This window comes from Micromonospora craniellae (assembly GCF_014764405.1).
In the GTDB taxonomy this organism is placed as follows: Bacteria; Actinomycetota; Actinomycetes; order Mycobacteriales; family Micromonosporaceae; genus Micromonospora; species Micromonospora craniellae.
Genome location: NZ_CP061725.1, coordinates 5,491,672 through 5,508,823, shown reverse-complemented (window position 1 = coordinate 5,508,823; position 17,152 = coordinate 5,491,672). Strand labels below are relative to the sequence as shown.

14 protein-coding genes and 1 pseudogene are annotated in these 17,152 nt (G+C 71.5%); 7 read left to right on the top strand and 8 right to left on the bottom strand.

The genetic code is table 11. From position 1 onward, the window contains the following. Nucleotides 1-5: 5 nt before the first annotated feature. Nucleotides 6-1,034, bottom strand: a complete 1,029-nt coding sequence (locus ID554_RS24980; protein ID WP_117230523.1) for a phosphatase PAP2 family protein — start codon at nt 1,032-1,034, stop codon at nt 6-8. A gap of 153 nt (nt 1,035-1,187) precedes the next feature. Here ID554_RS24980 and ID554_RS24975 point away from each other — a divergent pair, with 153 nt between their 5' ends. Both ID554_RS24975 and ID554_RS24970 read left to right on the top strand, forming a co-directional pair. Next, nucleotides 1,188-1,592 (top strand): thioesterase family protein, encoded by a 405-nt coding sequence (locus tag ID554_RS24975; RefSeq protein ID WP_117230545.1) that lies wholly within the window; start codon nt 1,188-1,190, stop codon nt 1,590-1,592. Continuing rightward, nucleotides 1,589-2,419: an MBL fold metallo-hydrolase gene (locus ID554_RS24970; protein ID WP_117230522.1), complete on the top strand. Its 831-nt coding sequence runs from the start codon at nt 1,589-1,591 to the stop codon at nt 2,417-2,419. The genes ID554_RS24975 and ID554_RS24970 overlap by 4 nt, the downstream gene beginning before the upstream one ends. A 22-nt stretch (nt 2,420-2,441) precedes the next feature. On the opposite strand, the gene ID554_RS24965 is transcribed toward ID554_RS24970, so the two are convergent. Beyond that, on the bottom strand, nt 2,442-3,377 hold the full coding sequence (locus ID554_RS24965) for a carbohydrate kinase family protein (RefSeq protein ID WP_117230521.1): 936 nt from the start codon (nt 3,375-3,377) through the stop codon (nt 2,442-2,444). Nucleotides 3,378-3,792: 415 nt separating this feature from the next. Here ID554_RS24965 and ID554_RS24960 point away from each other — a divergent pair, with 415 nt between their 5' ends. Further along, nucleotides 3,793-4,878, top strand: a complete 1,086-nt coding sequence (locus ID554_RS24960; protein ID WP_117230520.1) for a lytic polysaccharide monooxygenase auxiliary activity family 9 protein — start codon at nt 3,793-3,795, stop codon at nt 4,876-4,878. Between the two features lie 61 nt (nt 4,879-4,939). Here ID554_RS24960 and asnB read toward each other — a convergent pair whose 3' ends face one another. Further along, nucleotides 4,940-6,901 carry an asparagine synthase (glutamine-hydrolyzing) gene (gene asnB, locus ID554_RS24955; RefSeq protein WP_117230544.1) on the bottom strand — a complete coding sequence of 654 codons (1,962 nt, stop codon included), beginning with the start codon at nt 6,899-6,901 and terminating at the stop codon, nt 4,940-4,942. 111 nt (nt 6,902-7,012) lie between these two features. On the opposite strand from asnB, the gene ID554_RS24950 reads away from it, so the two are divergent. The 3 genes from ID554_RS24950 to ID554_RS24940 all read left to right on the top strand — a co-directional run bounded on the left by ID554_RS24950 (nt 7,013) and on the right by ID554_RS24940 (nt 12,514). Next, a complete protein-coding gene (locus ID554_RS24950) occupies nt 7,013-8,494 on the top strand; it encodes an aminopeptidase P family protein (RefSeq protein ID WP_117230519.1) in 1,482 nt (493 codons plus the stop codon). Between the two features lie 289 nt (nt 8,495-8,783). Beyond that, on the top strand, nt 8,784-10,505 hold the full coding sequence (locus ID554_RS24945) for a right-handed parallel beta-helix repeat-containing protein (protein WP_117230518.1): 1,722 nt from the start codon (nt 8,784-8,786) through the stop codon (nt 10,503-10,505). A gap of 323 nt (nt 10,506-10,828) precedes the next feature. Further along, the gene (locus ID554_RS24940) at nt 10,829-12,514 is read left to right on the top strand and encodes a hypothetical protein (protein ID WP_117230517.1); all 1,686 of its coding nucleotides are present in this window, start codon (nt 10,829-10,831) and stop codon (nt 12,512-12,514) included. A 73-nt stretch (nt 12,515-12,587) separates the two neighbouring features. On the opposite strand, the pseudogene ID554_RS24935 reads toward ID554_RS24940, so the two are convergent. The 5 genes and pseudogenes from ID554_RS24935 to ID554_RS24915 all read right to left on the bottom strand — a co-directional run. Next, nucleotides 12,588-13,723, bottom strand: a pseudogene (locus ID554_RS24935) (alpha-1,6-glucosidase domain-containing protein); the annotation flags it as partial. 520 nt (nt 13,724-14,243) lie between these two features. Next, complete coding sequence (locus tag ID554_RS24930; protein ID WP_223884232.1) at nt 14,244-14,873, bottom strand: cellulose binding domain-containing protein; 630 nt, start codon at nt 14,871-14,873, stop codon at nt 14,244-14,246. A 170-nt stretch (nt 14,874-15,043) separates the two neighbouring features. Next, nucleotides 15,044-15,787 carry a hypothetical protein gene (locus tag ID554_RS24925; RefSeq protein ID WP_117230516.1) on the bottom strand — a complete coding sequence of 248 codons (744 nt, stop codon included), beginning with the start codon at nt 15,785-15,787 and terminating at the stop codon, nt 15,044-15,046. A 75-nt stretch (nt 15,788-15,862) separates the two neighbouring features. Further along, nucleotides 15,863-16,252 (bottom strand): hypothetical protein, encoded by a 390-nt coding sequence (locus ID554_RS24920; RefSeq protein WP_117230515.1) that lies wholly within the window; start codon nt 16,250-16,252, stop codon nt 15,863-15,865. 37 nt (nt 16,253-16,289) lie between these two features. Further along, nucleotides 16,290-16,946 carry a hypothetical protein gene (locus ID554_RS24915; protein WP_117230514.1) on the bottom strand — a complete coding sequence of 219 codons (657 nt, stop codon included), beginning with the start codon at nt 16,944-16,946 and terminating at the stop codon, nt 16,290-16,292. On the opposite strand from ID554_RS24915, the gene ID554_RS24910 reads away from it, so the two are divergent. Further along, nucleotides 16,945-17,145, top strand: a complete 201-nt coding sequence (locus ID554_RS24910; RefSeq protein ID WP_191088949.1) for a hypothetical protein — start codon at nt 16,945-16,947, stop codon at nt 17,143-17,145. The genes ID554_RS24915 and ID554_RS24910 overlap by 2 nt on opposite strands. Nucleotides 17,146-17,152: the final 7 nt, after the last annotated feature.

The window sequence follows — 17,152 nt, the reverse complement described above, 5'->3', positions numbered from 1 at the left end:
GCCGGTCAGCGGGTGGCCGGGACCACCGGTGGCTCGGCCGGTGCGTCCCTGTCGTCGGGCGGCGGGTCGGTGGTGGCCCGGCGGGCCTTGCGGTTGGCCCACCACCGCTCGGCCGCGCCGACCGCCAGGAAGGTCATCCCGACGTAGGCCCAGCCGACCAGCACGTCGATCACGTAGTGCTCGCCGCTGTAGACCAGGGTGAAGGTCATCGCCAACGGGTACGCCAGCAGCAGCGGCCACCACCGGCGTCGGACGCTGTTCATGAAGAACAGCACCACGAACAGCGCGAAGGCCGTGTGCAGCGACGGCATCGCGGCCACCGGGTTCGAGGCGAGTTGGCCGGCGTTGAGCAGGTTGCCGGCGCCGTGCATGCCGAACGCCCGCCAGCCCCGGGTGGAGATCCGGGCGACCTCTTCGATCAGGCCGTTCTGCGCCGCCCACCACGGCGGCGCGGCCGGGTACAGGAAATAGGTGACCAGGCCGGTGGCGCAGAGGAAGAACCAGCGCCGCATGAAGGCCGCCCACCGGCTGCGCTCGCGCATCCAGAGCACGGTGGCGGCGGCCAGCGCCGCGACGAAGTGCGAGAAGTACACCCAGCTGACCAGGACGTCCCACCACCGCACCTCGGGGTGGTACAGGCGCTGCTGCAACCAGACGGTGGGCACCTGGCCGTCCATGGCCCAGCCGAACATCCACCGGTCCGCCAGGATCAGCTCGTACGCGTGCGGGATCGTCCCGTCGTGGTACGCGAAGCCGCGGGAGAGGTTGTAGGCCACCAGCAGCAGCACCACCGGCGCCCAGTCCCGGGCGAAGCGCAGGTGACTGCGCCACGGGCGGGCGGAGTTCCAGGCGATGGTGCCCGCCCAGATCCAGAAGAACGCGTACAGCGGGTCGGTGGGCAGGCCGATGACGAGCCAGCCCGCCACGAAGGCGACGCTCCACACCGACATCGCGATCACGCGGCGGCGACCCTCGTCGGGCGCGGCGGTCGGCTCGGTCGGGGCCGAGGGCTGGGGGTCGGTCACAGCAGACATCGCGGACAAGGTTAACGGCGTACCCGGGGGCGTCCCACGCAGGACCACCTGCGCGCCGCGTCGCCGGGCCGGGCCGGTGTCCCGGCCCGGCGAAGGCGGGGCCATCCAGCGGCACGCGTCGCCGGGGACGCGCCGAGCCCCTAGGCTGTGGCCATGCAGGTGCAGTCGGATCTCGCCCTGACGCCGGGTCTGTCCGCCCGGGTCGAGTTGACCGTCACCGACGCCGACACTGCCGAGGCGGTCGGCTCCGGTGACGTGCCGGTACTCGGCACTCCCCGGGTACTGGCGCTGGCCGAGGCGGCGACGGTGGCGGCGAGCGCGCCGTACCTGCCCGCCGGCTCGACAAGCGTGGGCACCCGGGTCGAGTTGACGCACCTGGCCGCGACCCCGGTGGACCGGACGGTGGTCGCGCAGGCCAGGCTGACCACGGTCGAGGGGCGGCGGCTGGTCTTCGACGTCGAGGTGACCGAGGGCGGGCAGCGGGTGGCCGAGGGCCGGGTGGAACGCGTCGTGGTCGATCGGCGGCGGTTCGTCGAACGCGCCGGCCGGCCGTCATGACCGGCCGCTTCGTCGAGATCGCCGACAGGGTGCACGTGCTGCGCGAGCCACTGCTCGCGGTCAACGTCACACTGGTCTGCGGTGACGGCGAGGCACTGCTGGTCGACACGCTCTCCAGCGCCGGGCAGGCCGCCGAGCTGGCCGCCGCCGTACGGGCGGTCACCGGTGCACCGCTGACGCTCGTCAACACCCACCACCACTACGACCACTGGTTCGGCAACGCCACGTTCGCCGCCGAACCGCCCCGCCCGGTCTGGGCGCACGACCTGGCCGCCGAGGCGATGCGCGACGACCCGGACGGGCTGCGCCGGCAGGCGTACGAGGAACTGCGTGACGAGCATCCGGAGCTGGCCGCCGAACTGGCCGACACCACGCTGCTCGCGCCCACCCACACCGTCCGTACCGAGGCCGTCCTCGACGTCGGCGGGCGGCGGGTGGTGCTGCGGCATCCCGGGCGTGGCCACACCGACGCCGACCTGGTGGTGCAGGTGCCCGACGCCGACGTGCTGGTCACCGGGGACCTGGTGGAGCAGTCCGGTCCACCGGCGTTCGAGGACTCCTTCCCGTTGCAGTGGCCCGACGCGGTGGCCGAGCTGCTGCGGTCGACCACCCCGGCGACGGTGGTGGTGCCGGGGCACGGCGAGCCGGTGGACGTCGGGTTCGTCCGGGCGCAGCACGCCGACCTGGTCGAGCTGGCCTGGCTGATCCGTGCCGGGCACACCGGCTGCGCACCGCCGGAGCGGGTCGCCGCCGAGGCGCCCTTCCCGGCCCGCCCAGCGCTGATCGCGGCCCGCCGCGGCTACGCCGAGCTGGACGGCACCGCCTGAGCCGCTGTCCCGGACGGCGCGCTCAGCCGGTGAAGCGCTCGCGCACCTGCGCCCGGGTCGGCATCGCCACGGCACCGCCCGGCCGTTCGCAGACGAGCCCGGCGACCCGCAGTGCGAAGGCCACCCGCTCGGTCCAGCCGCCCGGCTCGGCCGGCTCGCCGTCGACGAGCAGGTCGGCGACGAGCGCGGCCATCACCGAGTCGCCCGCGCCGGTGGCGTCGACCGCGGCCACCCTCCGCGCCGGTACGCGTACCGGATCGGCACCGGCGGCGGCGACCACGGCGCCCTCGGGTCCCAGGGTGACCACGACGGTGCCCGCGCCCACCTCGCGCAGGTACGCCGCCACCGACTCCACCGGCTCGCCCGGGTAGAGCAACTCCGCGTCGGCGGTGCTCAGCTTGACCAGGTGCGCGCCGGCGGCGAACTCGGCGACCACCCCGCGCAGCTCGGCCAGTGCCTGCGGACCGTCCAGCAGCCGGGGCCGGACGTTGGGGTCGAACACCCGCAGCCCCGGCGCCAGCGACCAGGCGCGGCGGGCGGCGGCCAGGGTGGTCGGCGCCAGCAGCACGATCGACCCGCAGCAGAGCACGTCGGCGCCCTCGACCAGCGTCGCGTCGACGTCGTCGGCGGTGAGCAGCGAGTAGGAGGGCGGGTCGCCGTAGAAGCGGAAGTCCGGTTCGGGGCCTGCGAAGGTGGTGACGGCCAACGTGGTCGGCACCGGCGCGGTGACCGTCCCGGCCGTGCCGACCCGCTCGGCGGCCAGCAGGTCGCGGATCCGTCCGGCGAGCACGTCGTCGCCGAGCGAGCCGACGAACTGCACCGCGCCGCCGAGCCGGGCGATGCCGACGGCGACGTTCAGTGGGCCGCCGCCGACGGCCTGCCGGAACACGGGCCCGCCGTCGCTCTCGGTGTCGAGCAGGTCGACGAGCGCCTCGCCGAGCACCACCGCGTATCCCATTCCGGTCCCTCCCGTTCGGCCGTCCGCTGCCGCCCAGGCTGGCACAGCGATCCGCCGCCGGGCGTGCACGCCACGGTATTGGCGTGCGCGGACCCGCGCGAGTCGACGTCGTGCACATCGAGGAACAGCTATTGCGTCGACGGCTGCGACATGCTGGGATGATGCTGCCGGATGGCGCGGGGGCTGCGCGTCATCGGCGCCGGGTTCAGACACGCGAGGGCATTCACACACGCGGACAGATCACTGGCGGCATCGTGCCGGGAGGGCATCGACCCCGTACACACGTCGCCGCATCGTCGCATTCGCCCTAGCTGCGGGAGCGGACGTTCGCCATCCCGCACGTTTCGGCGGGGCCACCCCGCACGGTGTGCCCCGCGAGTCAGGAGAACCTGTGCACCGACCTCGTCTGGCCGCGATGTTCTTCGCGGCCGTCACTCTCGCCGCGAGCGCGGTCGTCGCCGTGACGGCCAGCCCCGACCCGGCCGCCGCGCACGGCGCGGCGATGACGCCGGGCGCCCGCACCTACCTGTGCTGGCGCGACGGCCTCTCCCCCACCGGTGAGATCCGGCCGCAGAACCCGGCCTGTGCCGCCGCCGTCGCCCAGTCCGGTGCCAACTCGCTGTACAACTGGTTCAGCGTGCTGCGCTCGGACGCCAACGGGCGGACCACCGGCTTCATCCCCGACGGCCAGCTGTGCAGCGGCGGCGCCACCGGGTTCCGCGGCTACGACCTGGCCCGCACCGACTGGCCGGTGACCCACCTGACCGCCGGCCGGTCCATCGAGTTCCGGTACAGCAACTGGGCGCACCACCCGGGCACGTTCTACTTCTACGTGACCAAGAACAGCTGGAGCCCGACCCGCGCGCTGGCCTGGAGCGACCTGGAGGAGCAGCCGTTCCTGACGGTGACCAACCCGCCGCAGCGCGGCGCGGTCGGCACCAACGACGGCCACTACTACTTCACCGGGAACCTGCCGGCGAACAAGACCGGCCGGCACATCATCTACTCCCGGTGGGTCCGCTCGGACAGCCAGGAGAACTTCTTCGGCTGCTCCGACGTGGCCTTCGACGGCGGCAACGGTGAGGTGACCGGCATCGGTGGCGGCACCAACCCGCCGCCCACCACGCCTCCGCCCACCACCCCGCCGCCGACCACGCCTCCGCCCACCACGGCTCCGCCGACCACCCCGCCGCCCGGCCCCGGTGGCTGCGCGGCCACCCTCCGGGTAGCCAGCTCCTGGTCCGGCGGTTTCCAGGGCGAAGTCGAGATCAAGAACAACGGCACCTCGGCGCTCAACGGCTGGACCGCGAGTTGGACCTGGCCGAGCGGTCAACAGATCAGTCAGATCTGGAGCGCGACCCAGACCTCGTCCGGGTCGACGGTGACCGCCACGAACGTGTCGTACAACGGAAGTGTCGGCGCCAACGGCAGCACGACGTTCGGCTTCCTGGCCAGTGGCAGCAGCACCTCGCTACCGACGGTCACCTGCGCCGCCCGCTGATCGCGGTCGAGCGCGAAACGGCCCCCCTGCGGAGTTCCGCAGGGGGGCTCGTTCGTCGCGGTCAGCGCACCATGGAGCCGACGACGGGCTTGGTGAGCAGCGCCGACTGGTTGCGCTGGATGCCCGGGTCGAGCGTCTTCGCCACGAAGATCGCGTGCCAGACGCAGAAGATCAGGACCGTCCACACCTTGCGGGAGTGGTCGGCCTCCTCCCGCTTGTGCTCCTCCAGCAGGCGCAGCGCGTACGAAAGGTCGAGCAGGTCGCCGGCACCGGAGGTGCTCAGCACGTGCCGGGCCCACTCGTACATCTCGCCGCGCAGCCAGACCCGGGTCGGGGTCGGGAAGCCCAGCTTCTTGCGGTTGACGATGGCCGGCGGCACCACGCCCTGCAACGCCTGGCGCATGGCGTACTTGGTGGCGTCCGAGCGGGGCGGCAGCTTGAGGTCGACCGGGATCTTCGCCGCCACCTCGAACACGTCCCGGTCGAGGAAGGGCACCCGCACCTCCAGCGAGTGCGCCATGGAGATCCGGTCGGCCTTGACCAGGATGTCCCCGCGCAGCCAGGTGTAGAGGTCGACGTACTGCATCTTGGTGACGTCGTCCAGTTCGGTGCACTCGGCGTAGATCGGCGCGGTGACGTCGGTGTAGCGCACCGAGGGGTCGTACCGGCGCAGCAGGTGCTGCTTCTCCTCCTCGGTGAACATCCGCGCGTTGCCGTAGTAGCGCTCCTCGATCGGCGTGGTGCCGCGCTCCAGGAAGCTCTTGCCCTTGACCCCCTGCGGGATGGCCTTGGAGACCGCTCGCAGCCCCTTCTGCACCCCGCCGGGCAGCCCGTTCACGCCGCTCAGCGAGAGCGGCTCCCGATAGATCGTGTACCCGCCGAAGAACTCGTCCGCGCCCTCGCCGGAGAGCACCACGGTGACGTGCTCGGCGGCCTTCTTGGCAACGAAATAGAGCGGCACCAGCGCCGGGTCGGCCACCGGGTCGTCCAGGTGCCAGACGATCTTCGGCAGCGCGTCGATCATGTCCTGCGGCCCGATCTTGGTCGGGATCGTGGTCACGTCGAGATGGCGGGCCGACTCCTGGGCGACGTCGATCTCCGAGTACCCCGGCACGTCGTAGCCGACGGTGAAGGTGAGGATGTTCGGGTTGAACTCGCGGGCCAGCGCCACCACCGCGGTGGAGTCGATCCCGCTGGACAGGAACGACCCGACCGGCACGTCCGAGCGCATGTGCATGCGTACGCTCTCGCGCAGCGTCTCGCGGATCTCGTGGTACAGCTTCTGCTCGTCGGCGATCGGCCCGGGCCGGAACACCGGCCGGTACCACCGCCGCACGTCGATCCGGCTGCCCGGGGTCCAGGTGAGGTACTCGCCCGAGCCGATCCGGCTGATCCCCTTGTGCAGGGTGCCCGGCTCGGGAACGTACTGGAGGGTCAGGTAGTGGCTGAGGTTCGCGGTGTCCACCCCCGCGTCCCCGGCGTACGCGGACTGCGCGAACGGCAGCAGGGCCTTCTTCTCCGAGGCGAGGTAGAGCCCGTCCACGGTCTCCAGGTAGTGCAGCGGCTTGATGCCGTAGTAGTCGCGGGCGCCGAACGCCCGGCGCTCCTGCCGGTCCCAGATGACGAAGGCGAACATGCCGCGCAGCCGGGTGAGCACCTGCTCGCCCCAGTAGTGGTAGCCGGCGACGATCACCTCGCCGTCACCGTTGGTGGCGAACCGGGCCCCGTAGTCGCGGATCAGCTCCTCGCGCAGCTCGATGTAGTTGTAGATCTCGCCGTTGAAGGTGAGCAGGTATCGGCCGTCGGCGTAGGGCAGCGGCTCGTGGCTGAGCGCCACGTCGATGATCGCGAGCCGCTTGTGGGCGAACACCCCGTCCGCGTACCGACCGGAGGCGTCCCCGACCACCTCGACACCGGTCTCGTCCGGGCCACGGTGGTGCAGGCATTCCAGCGCTGCGGCGATGTTGTCGCGGTGGGCGGCGGCGTCGCCGCGGGCACTGAAAAAGGCCAGGAGTCCGCACATGGCCGCCATCTTTCCACGCGTCCGGATCAGGCGTCGCGGCACTGCCGACCTCTGGACCGGAACGGGTTTCAGGGTACCGTCGGACCACCGATGAGGCGAAGGGAGCGGGCAATGACCGAGGAGCGCACCGACGGCAAGCCGGCCGACGGCACGGAGTCACACGACCCGGACTTCCCACCGGCGTTCCTGTCGTTCATGCGGCAGGGGTGGCGCGACACCGACCTGCCGGTCGGTCCGCGACCAGAGGTGCCGAACTACGCCAAGCGCCGCGCGGCCCTCTCCGCGGCCTTCCCGGGCGAGACACTGGTGATCCCCACCGGCGGGGAGAAGGTCCGCGCCAACGACACCGAGTACCGGTTCCGTCCGGGCAGCGACTTCGCGTACCTCACCGGGGACTACGACCCGGACGGTGTCCTGGTGATGCGGCCGAACGGCTCGGGGCACGACGCCACCCTCTACATGCGGCCCCGTTCCTCACGGGAGACCGACGAGTTCTTCCGCAGCCGGCACGGTGAGCTGTGGGTGGGCCGGCGGCACACCCTGGCGGAGAAGTCGACCGAGCTGGGACTGCCCACCGCTGGCCTGACGGAACTGGAGGCGGTGCTGGGCGACTCGGCTCCGGCGCGTACCCGGGTGCTGCGCGGGTTCGACGCCTCGGTCGACTCCGCCGTACGCCCGTACGACGGGCCCCGGGCCGACGGCCAACCGGCCCGCGACCGCGAGCTCGCGATCGCCGTCGCGGAATTGAAGCTGGTCAAGGACGAGTGGGAGATCGCCCAGCTCCAGGACGCGATCGACGCGACGGTACGCGGCTTCGAGGACGTGGCCCGGGTGCTGCCGGCCGACCGGGGCGTCTCGGAGCGGCTGCTGGAGGGCGTCTTCGCGCTGCGCGCCCGGCACGACGGCAACGACGTCGGGTACGGCTCGATCGTCGGGGCCGGCGAGCACGCCACGATCCTGCACTGGGTGCACAACCACGGTGTCACCCGTCCGGGTGAGCTGCTGCTGATGGACATGGGCGTGGAGGGGCACCACCTGTACACCGCCGACGTGACCCGGGTGCTGCCGGTCGACGGCCGGTTCACCCCGTTGCAGCGTCAGGTCTACGACATCGTGTACGCCTCGCAGCAGGCCGGCATCGAGTTCATCAAGCCGGGCGTGAAGTTCAAGGACGTCCACCTGACCTGCATGCGGGTGCTCGCCGAGGGGCTGGCCGACCTGGGGCTGCTGCCGGTGAGCGTGGACGAGGCGATGGACGAGTCGTCGACCGTGTACCGGCGGTGGACGCTGCACGGGTTCGGGCACATGCTCGGCATCGACGTACACGACTGCTCCAGCGCCCGTAAGGAGAAGTACCGGGACGGCGCCCTGGGTGAGGGCTACGTGCTCACCGTCGAACCGGGGCTGTACTTCCAGCCGGAGGACGAGTTGGTGCCGGCGGAACTGCGCGGTGTGGGCATCCGGATCGAGGACGACGTCCTGGTCACCGCGGCCGGTGCGGTGAACCTGTCGGCCGGCCTGCCGCGCCGGGCCGACGAGGTGGAGACCTGGCTGGCCGAGCAGCGTGAGGCGGGGCCCCGCCTGCCGGTCTGACCCGTACGACCCGCCGGAGGGCGGGCCTTCCCAGGGGCGGAAGTTCGCCGCTGCGGAGGGCCCGCCCTCCGTCGTCTTACCGATGGTGGCCAGCGCTTTCGGTGCCGCTGCTCTGATTGGCACTCGCATGCCCGAACTGAGCCACTTATAGAGTTTCTTCGTATTAGCCATCCTCGCGAAGATACTTCTCATACGGTGGTCATCAGAGGCTACAGGCTGTTTGTAGCTACTCGCACTGTTTCGTACGGGTGCGGGTCAGTCTGGTAGGAGGAAAGGGCGGAAGGCTCTGATGTCCGATGACGAGTTGACTTCGTACGGTGGGCCGCCTCCGGTACCGCCAGGTCGACGACGACGCAAGATATGGGTGGCCGCCGGAGTCGCCGGGCTCACCGGGGTGGTCGGTCTGGCCGCTCTGGGCGGCGTGGCCGCCCGGGACCAGAAGTCCGGCGACCGGCACAACACCTCGGACGCCCAGCCGGCGGCCGCACCGACACCGGATGCTCCCGGCCCGACCGCCGAGGCGGGCGGCCGGACCAACCACAAGGCCACCCGGAGCGGCGCGGAGCAGGGCGCGGACCGCAAGGGCCGCGAGGCGTCCTCGGGCGAGCAGCGCCGCGACGACAAGGAGCGGGGACGCGAGGTGCCCTGCGACAGCGACAAGCTGATCCAGGCCATCGAGTACGCCAACGACAACCGCGGCGGCACGCTGGAACTGGCCAAGGGGTGCACCTACGAGCTGACCCGCTCCGACGTCGGCGACGGCACCGGCCGCAACGGTCTGCCAGTGATCACCCAGGCAGTCACGCTCGCCGGGCGCGACACCACGATCGTCCGGGCGCCGAACGCCGAGGCGTTCCGGATTCTCAACGTGGGTCGCAGCGGTCACCTGACCCTGAAGAACGTCGTCGTCAAGGGTGGGCTGACCGAGGCCGACCCGATCGCGGCGGCACGGGCGAAGGTCGACCTCTCCGCGAAGGTCGTCGCGAAGCCGACGAAGGCGGGGGCGGGCACGAACGCGAAGGCGGCCACGCCGACGAAGGCCCCTGCCGCCAAGGCCGCCACGAAGGTCCCCGCCGCCACGAGTGCCTCGGCCGCCGAGGCCGCCCGGGGTGCCGGTGGCGACGCCACACTCGTCCACGTCGCGCCGGGCGACGGTGCCGGCCTGCTCGTGCAGCGGGGCGGCCGGGCCGACGTCGAGCACAGCGAGTTCCTGCTACACCACGCCGGCGGCAACGGCGGCGCGATCGCCAACTTCGGCACCGCCCGGGTCGCCTACAGCCGGGTGGCGACCAGCAGCGCCGGTGGTGTCGGCGGCGGCGTGTTCAACGCCGGGGTGTTCCGGCTCGAGGAATCCTCGATCACGGACAACAGCGCGGTCGCCGGTGGCGGCATCGGCAACGGTGTGCCCGGCCTCGGGCTCCCCGGCGCCGGTGGCACGCTCTGGGTCTGGAAGAGCACGATCGAGCACAACCGGGCCACCGACAACGCCGGTGGCGTGCTCACCTATCGGGGCACCGCGACGCTGACCCAGAGCAGGGTCGTCGGCAACCACAGCGGGGAGGACGGCGGTGGTCTGCTCGCCCTTGGCGACGGCCAGCTCGCGTTGGAGAAGGTCCTGGTGGCCCGCAACTCCGCCGACGACACGTCCGGCGGGCTGGGCGTGGGCCTTGAGAGCACGGCGGTGATCGCGCACAGTGAGATCACCGAGAACGTCGCCGAGCGCAACGGTGGCGGACTGGCCACCTACGGGGGCACCGCCGTCGTGCGGGACACCGCGATCGTGGCCAACCGGGTGGTCGGCCAGAACTCGGTGGCCGGCGGCATCTACAACGAGGGCGGCCAGGTCCGGTTGGAGCGCTCCACGGTCCAGGCCAACTTCTCGGTGCTGCCGCCCGGTGGCATCTACACCACCAACGACGGCGTGCGGATCGACCGCAGCTCCGCGGTGACCGCCAACCGACCGACCAACTGCTCCGGCAGCCCGGTCGTGCCGGAGCGTTGCTTCGGCTGATCGTTCCTTCTGCGTACGGGTGAATCCAGAGCACGACCACATAGACGGGCTCCTCCGCCACGTGCGGAGGAGCCCGGGTCGCGTACCCGTCCCGGCGGGGCGTCGGCGGTCGATCGCCACGGACTTGGCCCAGATTGCACCCTTCGGAGCGCTTGCACCACTCCCACGCAGACCGTACCCAATGTGGGGTTGTCTCGGATATGGGCGCGAAGCGAGGAACACTCTCATATGGTGCATGTGGGAGCTACAACCGATTTGTAGCAGGGGAAGCTCACCCGCGTGTGACGACCCTGTCTGGTACGACGAGAGGGCAGAGAGCTCCGATGTCCAACTACCAAGCTAAGAACAACGCTGCGGAGCCGGAGGTGACGCCAAAGCGGCGTCGCGCATTCTGGATCGCCAGCGGCGTCGCCGGTCTCACCGGTGTGGTGAGCATCGCCGCCGTCGGTATCGGCGCCGGCGCGGTCAACGCCGACGGTCTGCGCTGGTCCACCGCGCAGCAGGTCAGCTCGGACAGCGGCCGGGGCCCGGGTGCCGCCGAGGGGCACGAGGGCAAGAAGCGGGACCGCGGTGGCGACCAGCGCGACGACCAGCGCAAGGACCGCAGTGGCGACGAGCACAAGGACCGTGGCGGCGACGACCGCAGGGACCACGAGAAGGAGGTGCCCTGCGACTCCGACAAGCTGATCCAAGCGCTCGTCTTCGCCAACGACAACCACGGCGGCGTGCTCAACCTCGCCAAGGGGTGCACCTACACGCTGACCCGCTCCGACGTCGGCGACGGCACCGGCCCCAACGGCCTGCCGGTCATCACGGAGAACGTCGTTCTCAAGGGGCACGACACGAAGATCGTCCGGGACGCCACGGCCGAGGAGTTCCGCATCCTCAACGTGGGTCGCGGCGGCAACCTGACCGTCAAGGGCCTGACCATCAAGAACGGCCAGACCCGGGCACTACCCGTCAACGGGGACACCCCCGAGGCCGTGTGGTCGCGGTTCTCCAACTCGGTGGAGGCGACCAAGGCCGCCGAGGCCAAGAAGGAGTACCTGCCGCTGCTGCAGGCCGCACCGAAGGGCGCCGCGCTCAAGGCCGCCCAGGCCAAGGCCGCTCCCTCGGTGCTGCTGGAGCCGGAGTCCAACGACGGCGGCGGCGTGCTCGTGCAGCCCGGCGGCACCGCGTCCTTCTCCGAGACGCACATCGTCGCCAACCAGGCCGGTGGCGTCGGCGGTGGCCTGGCCAACTTCGGCAAGGCCAACCTGCACCGCAGCACCGTCGCCGACAACACCGCGTTCCTGTACGGCGGTGGCATCTTCAACGCCAGCGTGCTGCGGGTCGCCCAGTCGAGGGTCATCAACAACGATGCGATCATCGGCGGCGGCGGCGTCGCCAACGGTGCCGCCTTCATCTTCCGCGAGGACATCGACGGCGGCACCACGCTGATCGAGAAGAGCGAGATCACCGGCAACGAGGTGCTCGGCTTCGGCGGTGGCCTGCTCGACATCGAGGGCAACACCACCGTGCGGCACTCGGAGATCCTGCACAACACGGCCGTCCTGGCCGGCGGCGGGGTGACCGCTGCGGGCGACGACAGCACGCTGGAATTGACGCATGTCGAGCTTGCCAAGAACACCACCGTCGGTGTCGGCGGCGGGCTGGCGCTCGGCTTCACCGCCATCGCCAACGTCACGGACAGCAAGATCGTCGAGAACAAGGCTGGCTTCTTCGGTGGCGGTGTCTTCAACGGCACCGGCGAGGCGACCTTCCGCAACAGCGAGATCAGCGGCAACCGGGCCGTCGGCCCGCTGGGTGTCGGCGGGGGCATCTTCACCGTCTCCGGCGAGATCGACCTGGAGAAGACGAGGGTGTCGCACAACTTCGCCACTCTGGCGCCGGGCGGCGTGTTCAGCTTCATCGGCCAGGTGAACGTGGACGACAAGTCCGCGATCACCGCCAACAAGCCGACCAACTGCGCCGGAACCATCACCGCGATTCCGAACTGCTTCGGCTGATCACCAGGCCGAGGTGACGACCCGGCCCCGCCGGACCGATCTGCGGATCGGTGCGGCGGGGCCGGACCACGTGTCACCGCTGCACGAAGACCGCCACGCTGCGCGCCGGCACCTGGAACGTACCGCTGGAACGCGCGAACGACGCGGTACGCAGCACCGGGTCGGCCGAGGAACGCAGCACCGGATGCAACGACACGTCCGCTCCCCGCAGCGCGTCGACCCGCTGCGTCGCCGCCTGCGGGGTGCCGTTGAAGACCACCGTCACCGACCGCCACGGCCCGCCCAGGCCACGCGCGTCCAGGGTCATGGTGAGCACCCCGGGCGTCTCCGCCGGGCCGGAGAGCGGGAAGGCGACCCGCCGTTGCACCTCCCGTGCAGTGGGCAGCCCGAAGACCGGCGTGGAGGCCCGGATCCGCAGCAGTTCGGCGTACCGGGCGTCGGTCAAGGCGACCGCAGCGCAGTCCGGGACCAGCGCCGGATCGACCAGCAGCGGCCGGGCGTACGGCCACTTGTCCCGGTTGTCCTCGGCCGGCGGCAGGCCGAGGCCGAACCCGTTACCCTGGGTGCAGTCCCAGCGGATCTGGTTGAACCAGTCCCCCGAGTTGTACGAGTTGCGGTCCAGCGACTTCGACCGCAGCCGCTCGGTGCCGGTGGTCACGAACCCGGCGCCCTGGCTCATCACCACCGTGCTCAGCGCCAGCACCTGCATCCGGGCCCGGTCCGTGGCCGAGGTGCCCTGCGGCAGCTTGTAGGCCAACGCGTCGTACAGGATCTCGTTGTCGTGCGCGTCGACGTAGGTGATCGCCTCGCCCGGCGCGTCGGTGTACCCGGCGGGCGCGCCGTTGTAGTCCACCTGCGCACCGGTCACCGCCCGGCCGCCGGAGTCGGTGAACCGGTAGCCGCGCAGGTTGCCGGTCAGGCCGACCTTGACCAGGTCGTGCTGGTGCAGCAGCCGGGTGCGCTGCTCGGCCGCCGAGCCGTTGACCGCCTCGCCGAAGTTCCAGCCCTCGCCGTAGAGCAGGATCTTCTTGCCGTCGACGCCGTCGCGGGCCACGGTCAGCCGGTCCAGCGCATCATGGCGTGCTCGGGCGCGGTGTTGGCGCAGCAGATGGAGGTCGCCACCGCGCCGTCGTCGAGCAGCCGGTGGTAGTAGCCCGGGACGATCTGGTCGAGCACCGAGCGCGGGTCGGTGCCGGCGGCCGAGGTGTGGCACCTTCACCGTCGCGTCCGCCGGTGTGCGGAAGGTCGGCGTGTACGGGAAGGACCGCGTGTTCACCTCAGGGAAGGGCCGGGTGCCGTCGGCGAAGTTGCGGTCCTCGAACGGCCGCCCCTGCGCGTCCCAGTCCGGCAGCACGAAGTAGAACTGCTCCGCGGTGGCCCGGTCGTCGGTACCCGCCGCCAGCAGGGCGGCGGCGGACGGCTCGGTGGGCCAGGTGACGGCACCGGTGGCACCGGGCGCACCTGCGCTTGATCGACCAACGGCGATGGCTTTCTCAGGAACCGCGACCGGCGCGCCGGCCAGCGTGAGGGTGAGCAGGAAGACGAATGCGAGCAGGGCCTTGCGCGACAGCGGCGGAGGTTTCATCGACGGCCTTCCTCTGGCTGCTGATTGGCCCGCACGCTAGCCCTTGCCGAAACAGTCTGCAGTGCCTTGCAAACATGGCGGCAACAGAGCAGTGTCTTGCGCAAAGTGGAGGTCGGTGGCGGTCCGCGATCGACGGACCAGCAGTCACCGGCGGCTACAGGCACGCCCCGAGACGGCGCAGCTCACCGGCGACGGATCGGCGAACTCGATGTGGAAGCGCAGCGCCACCGTGGCGCCCGCGGCGAGGTCCGGGCCGCTGCGATAGGTCAGCGTGCCCCGACGCCCACTGAACGTCCCCTGCGGAACCCCTTCCAGCCACGCGGTGACCACCCGGCCGCCCGAGTACTCCACCCGCGCCACCCACCCCTGGTCACTCCGGGCGGTGTTGCGGATCAGCACCTCCGCGATGAAGCCGCCCTGGAAGGTGTTCATCACCTGGTACCGCGCCTCGAACGGCGCGGGCTTGGCCGACGGCGGGGCACTGCTGCGCGGCGGGGCCGACGCCACCGGCGGCGCCTCCGAGGCCGGCGACGACGACGGCTTCGGCGAGGCGGTGCCCGCCCCGCTCGGCGGGTCGGTCTTGCGCGGCGACAGCCCCGGCACCGCCGGTGCCGGCGGGCTCGCCGCCTCCCGCCCCGCAGAGGACGCGCGCTCGGGTATGGGTGGGGCGGCGGCCGGTCCCGGCGGCGCGGGGCCGAACTCCGGCCCCGGCCCGCGATACGCCCCGATCGCGATGACGAGCAGCACCACCATGGCGAGCAGGCCGATCGACATCAGAATCCAGGGAGAGGAAGCGACGGCGGGGCCATGGGATGAGAGATGACGCGGAGCGCGACGCATACCGGACATGAATCTCCTCAGCGGGCAGCCGGGCAAGCGTAACGATCTTCAACGAAAGGGAAAAGTGCCCAGGGAAACACCGAACCGTCCTAAGAGTACGGTCATCACCGGGCACACGAGGTTCCGTTGACCACACAGTGGGCCGGGTACTCCCCGCCGCCGATGCGGCTGAACCGCAGATCCACCGTCTGCTGCGCTCCGGCGGCGAGCTGTCCGGTCCCGCTGAGCAGATACCATCCACCGCCCTTGATGCCCACCGAGACGCCCGGGCCACTGGAGGCGCGTACGCCGGTGACCTCGGCGGTGAAGCGCAACTCCACCTGCCAGCCACGCGACTCTCCGGTGCCGTTGCGCACCACCACCTGGGCCCGGAACGAGTTCGGTTCGACGTCGCCGCTGACGCGGTAACTGGCGGTGAGTGCGCCGGGCGTGTCGGGTGAGGCGGACGGGGCGGACGTCGGCCGGCTCGGCGACCGGCTCGGCGACCGGCTGGCCTCCGACCGCCCGGCCGGGGAGGTGGTCCGCGACTCCGGCCCCGGCGACGCCGACGGCCCGGGCGACGCGGACGTGACGGAGCCGCCCGGCACCGGGCTGTGCCGCACCGGACCGGGCGAGACCGACACGGGTCGGTCCGACGTGGACGGTGTCGGCAGCGCCATCGCCGGTCCGGGCTTCCACGCCGACGGCTGCTCCGGGCCCCGGAAGGCCAACGCCGCGACCACCAGCAGCACCGCCAGCACCGCGACACCGACCGAGACCACCACCCAGGGGACCGACGCGATCATCCGAGGGAGGGCCCGGCGACGGGCCAGCTCCTCGGTCTCGGCACCCGACGGCCGCTCTGCCATTGAGGTCCCCCCCTCGTCGCACCGACGCGACAGCCTAGTCACGCCGGCACCGGGGACGGAACGGGTGGGGGTGGGTCAGCCGGTACGGATGACCGTGCAGATGACGGGACCCTCCGTGACGGCCCGCAGCAGGTAGCGGTACCGCTCGCCGGGCACCTGCCGGCCCTGGCTGTCCAGGAACTCCCAGCGCACCGCCACCTCGGTCAGCAGCGCGGAGATCTGCTGCACCTCCTCGATGTCGGCGTGCGCGGCGACCAACTCACGCTCGGCGTAGTCGGGAGCAGCGCCCACGAAGGACAGCGCCACCGCCGCCGGTGAGGTGAACGAGAAGCTGTAGGTGTCCGCGACCACCAGCCCCGGCAGGGCATAGCAACCGGCGATCGCGGGCAGGTCGCCGGCGGTCAGGGCCACTCCGTACCGGTCGAAGAACTCGGTCAGCGTGTCGAGATCGGTGGAAGCATTCACATCGCAAGCAATTGCCGCCACGCCGGTCGGCGAAACCTCAGCGCTCCGGGATCCGCACCTCGATCTCGCTGCCCAGCCGGGCACCGCCCTGCAGGCCGAGATCGTCACCGCTCCAGAACCGGCCCGGGTCGTACCAGTTCGGCCGCTTGCCCGGAGGCAGCAGGCCCATCGCCTCGTAGGTGACCGCGACGACCTCGGCGCAGTACGCCGTCTCCAGGGTCCGTTCCCGCGCGGTGGGCGCCCGCTTCCGCTGCGGCACCGGCAACCGCACCGCCGGCACCCGCCCCCGCAGCCACCGCCAGGCGAGCTGTGCGGTGGACGGGAACGGCGTGCCATTCAGCCGGGCGACGGTCCGCAGCACCGACCGCTCCATCTCGGCGTCCGCCGACGGGTCGAGTTGGCGCAGCCAGGCCCGCTGGCCGTACCGGTTCGCCCAGACGCAGACCGCGTCGCGCAGGTCGTGCAGCTGCACCCCGCGCTGATGGGTGCCGGTCCACATGTCCGGCAGCGACCGGCCCAGCTCGGCGTGCCACATCAGCGGCGGCATGTCGTCCAGCACGACCGCCATGCCCACGTGGTTGACCGGGCTGTTGGTGATCGACTGGATGGCGCGGTCGGGCACGCTGCGGCCGCGGAAGACCCACACGTCACCGGTACGCGTCAGCTCCACCGCCTCGTCCAGGCTGATGCTCATGAAGGACTACCCTATGCGGATGCGGCGACGGATGCGGTGGTGGAAGGTCCTCGGGTTGGCCGGTCTGGCCGGGGTCGCGGCCTCCGGCGTGGTCATCGCCCGGGCGGAACGGCGACGGCGCGCGTACACCCCGGAGGAGATCCGGGCCCGGCTGCGCGACCGCCACGCCGAGGCCACCGCGCCCGGCGACGCGGGCTGAGACCCGC

Bases quoted from the DNA above. Each gene is read 5' to 3' on its own strand.
- ID554_RS24980 (WP_117230523.1), bottom strand. From the start codon at position 1,034: ATGTCTGCTGTGACCGACCCCCAGCCCTCGGCCCCGACCGAGCCGACC.
- ID554_RS24975 (WP_117230545.1), top strand. From the start codon at position 1,188: ATGCAGGTGCAGTCGGATCTCGCCCTGACGCCGGGTCTGTCCGCCCGG.
- ID554_RS24970 (WP_117230522.1), top strand. From the start codon at position 1,589: ATGACCGGCCGCTTCGTCGAGATCGCCGACAGGGTGCACGTGCTGCGC.
- ID554_RS24965 (WP_117230521.1), bottom strand. From the start codon at position 3,377: ATGGGATACGCGGTGGTGCTCGGCGAGGCGCTCGTCGACCTGCTCGAC.
- ID554_RS24960 (WP_117230520.1), top strand. From the start codon at position 3,793: ATGTTCTTCGCGGCCGTCACTCTCGCCGCGAGCGCGGTCGTCGCCGTG.
- asnB (WP_117230544.1), bottom strand. From the start codon at position 6,901: ATGTGCGGACTCCTGGCCTTTTTCAGTGCCCGCGGCGACGCCGCCGCC.
- ID554_RS24950 (WP_117230519.1), top strand. From the start codon at position 7,013: ATGACCGAGGAGCGCACCGACGGCAAGCCGGCCGACGGCACGGAGTCA.
- ID554_RS24945 (WP_117230518.1), top strand. From the start codon at position 8,784: ATGTCCGATGACGAGTTGACTTCGTACGGTGGGCCGCCTCCGGTACCG.
- ID554_RS24940 (WP_117230517.1), top strand. From the start codon at position 10,829: ATGTCCAACTACCAAGCTAAGAACAACGCTGCGGAGCCGGAGGTGACG.
- ID554_RS24930 (WP_223884232.1), bottom strand. From the start codon at position 14,873: ATGTCGATCGGCCTGCTCGCCATGGTGGTGCTGCTCGTCATCGCGATC.
- ID554_RS24925 (WP_117230516.1), bottom strand. From the start codon at position 15,787: ATGGCAGAGCGGCCGTCGGGTGCCGAGACCGAGGAGCTGGCCCGTCGC.
- ID554_RS24910 (WP_191088949.1), top strand. From the start codon at position 16,945: ATGAAGGACTACCCTATGCGGATGCGGCGACGGATGCGGTGGTGGAAG.
- ID554_RS24915 (WP_117230514.1), bottom strand. From the start codon at position 16,946: ATGAGCATCAGCCTGGACGAGGCGGTGGAGCTGACGCGTACCGGTGAC.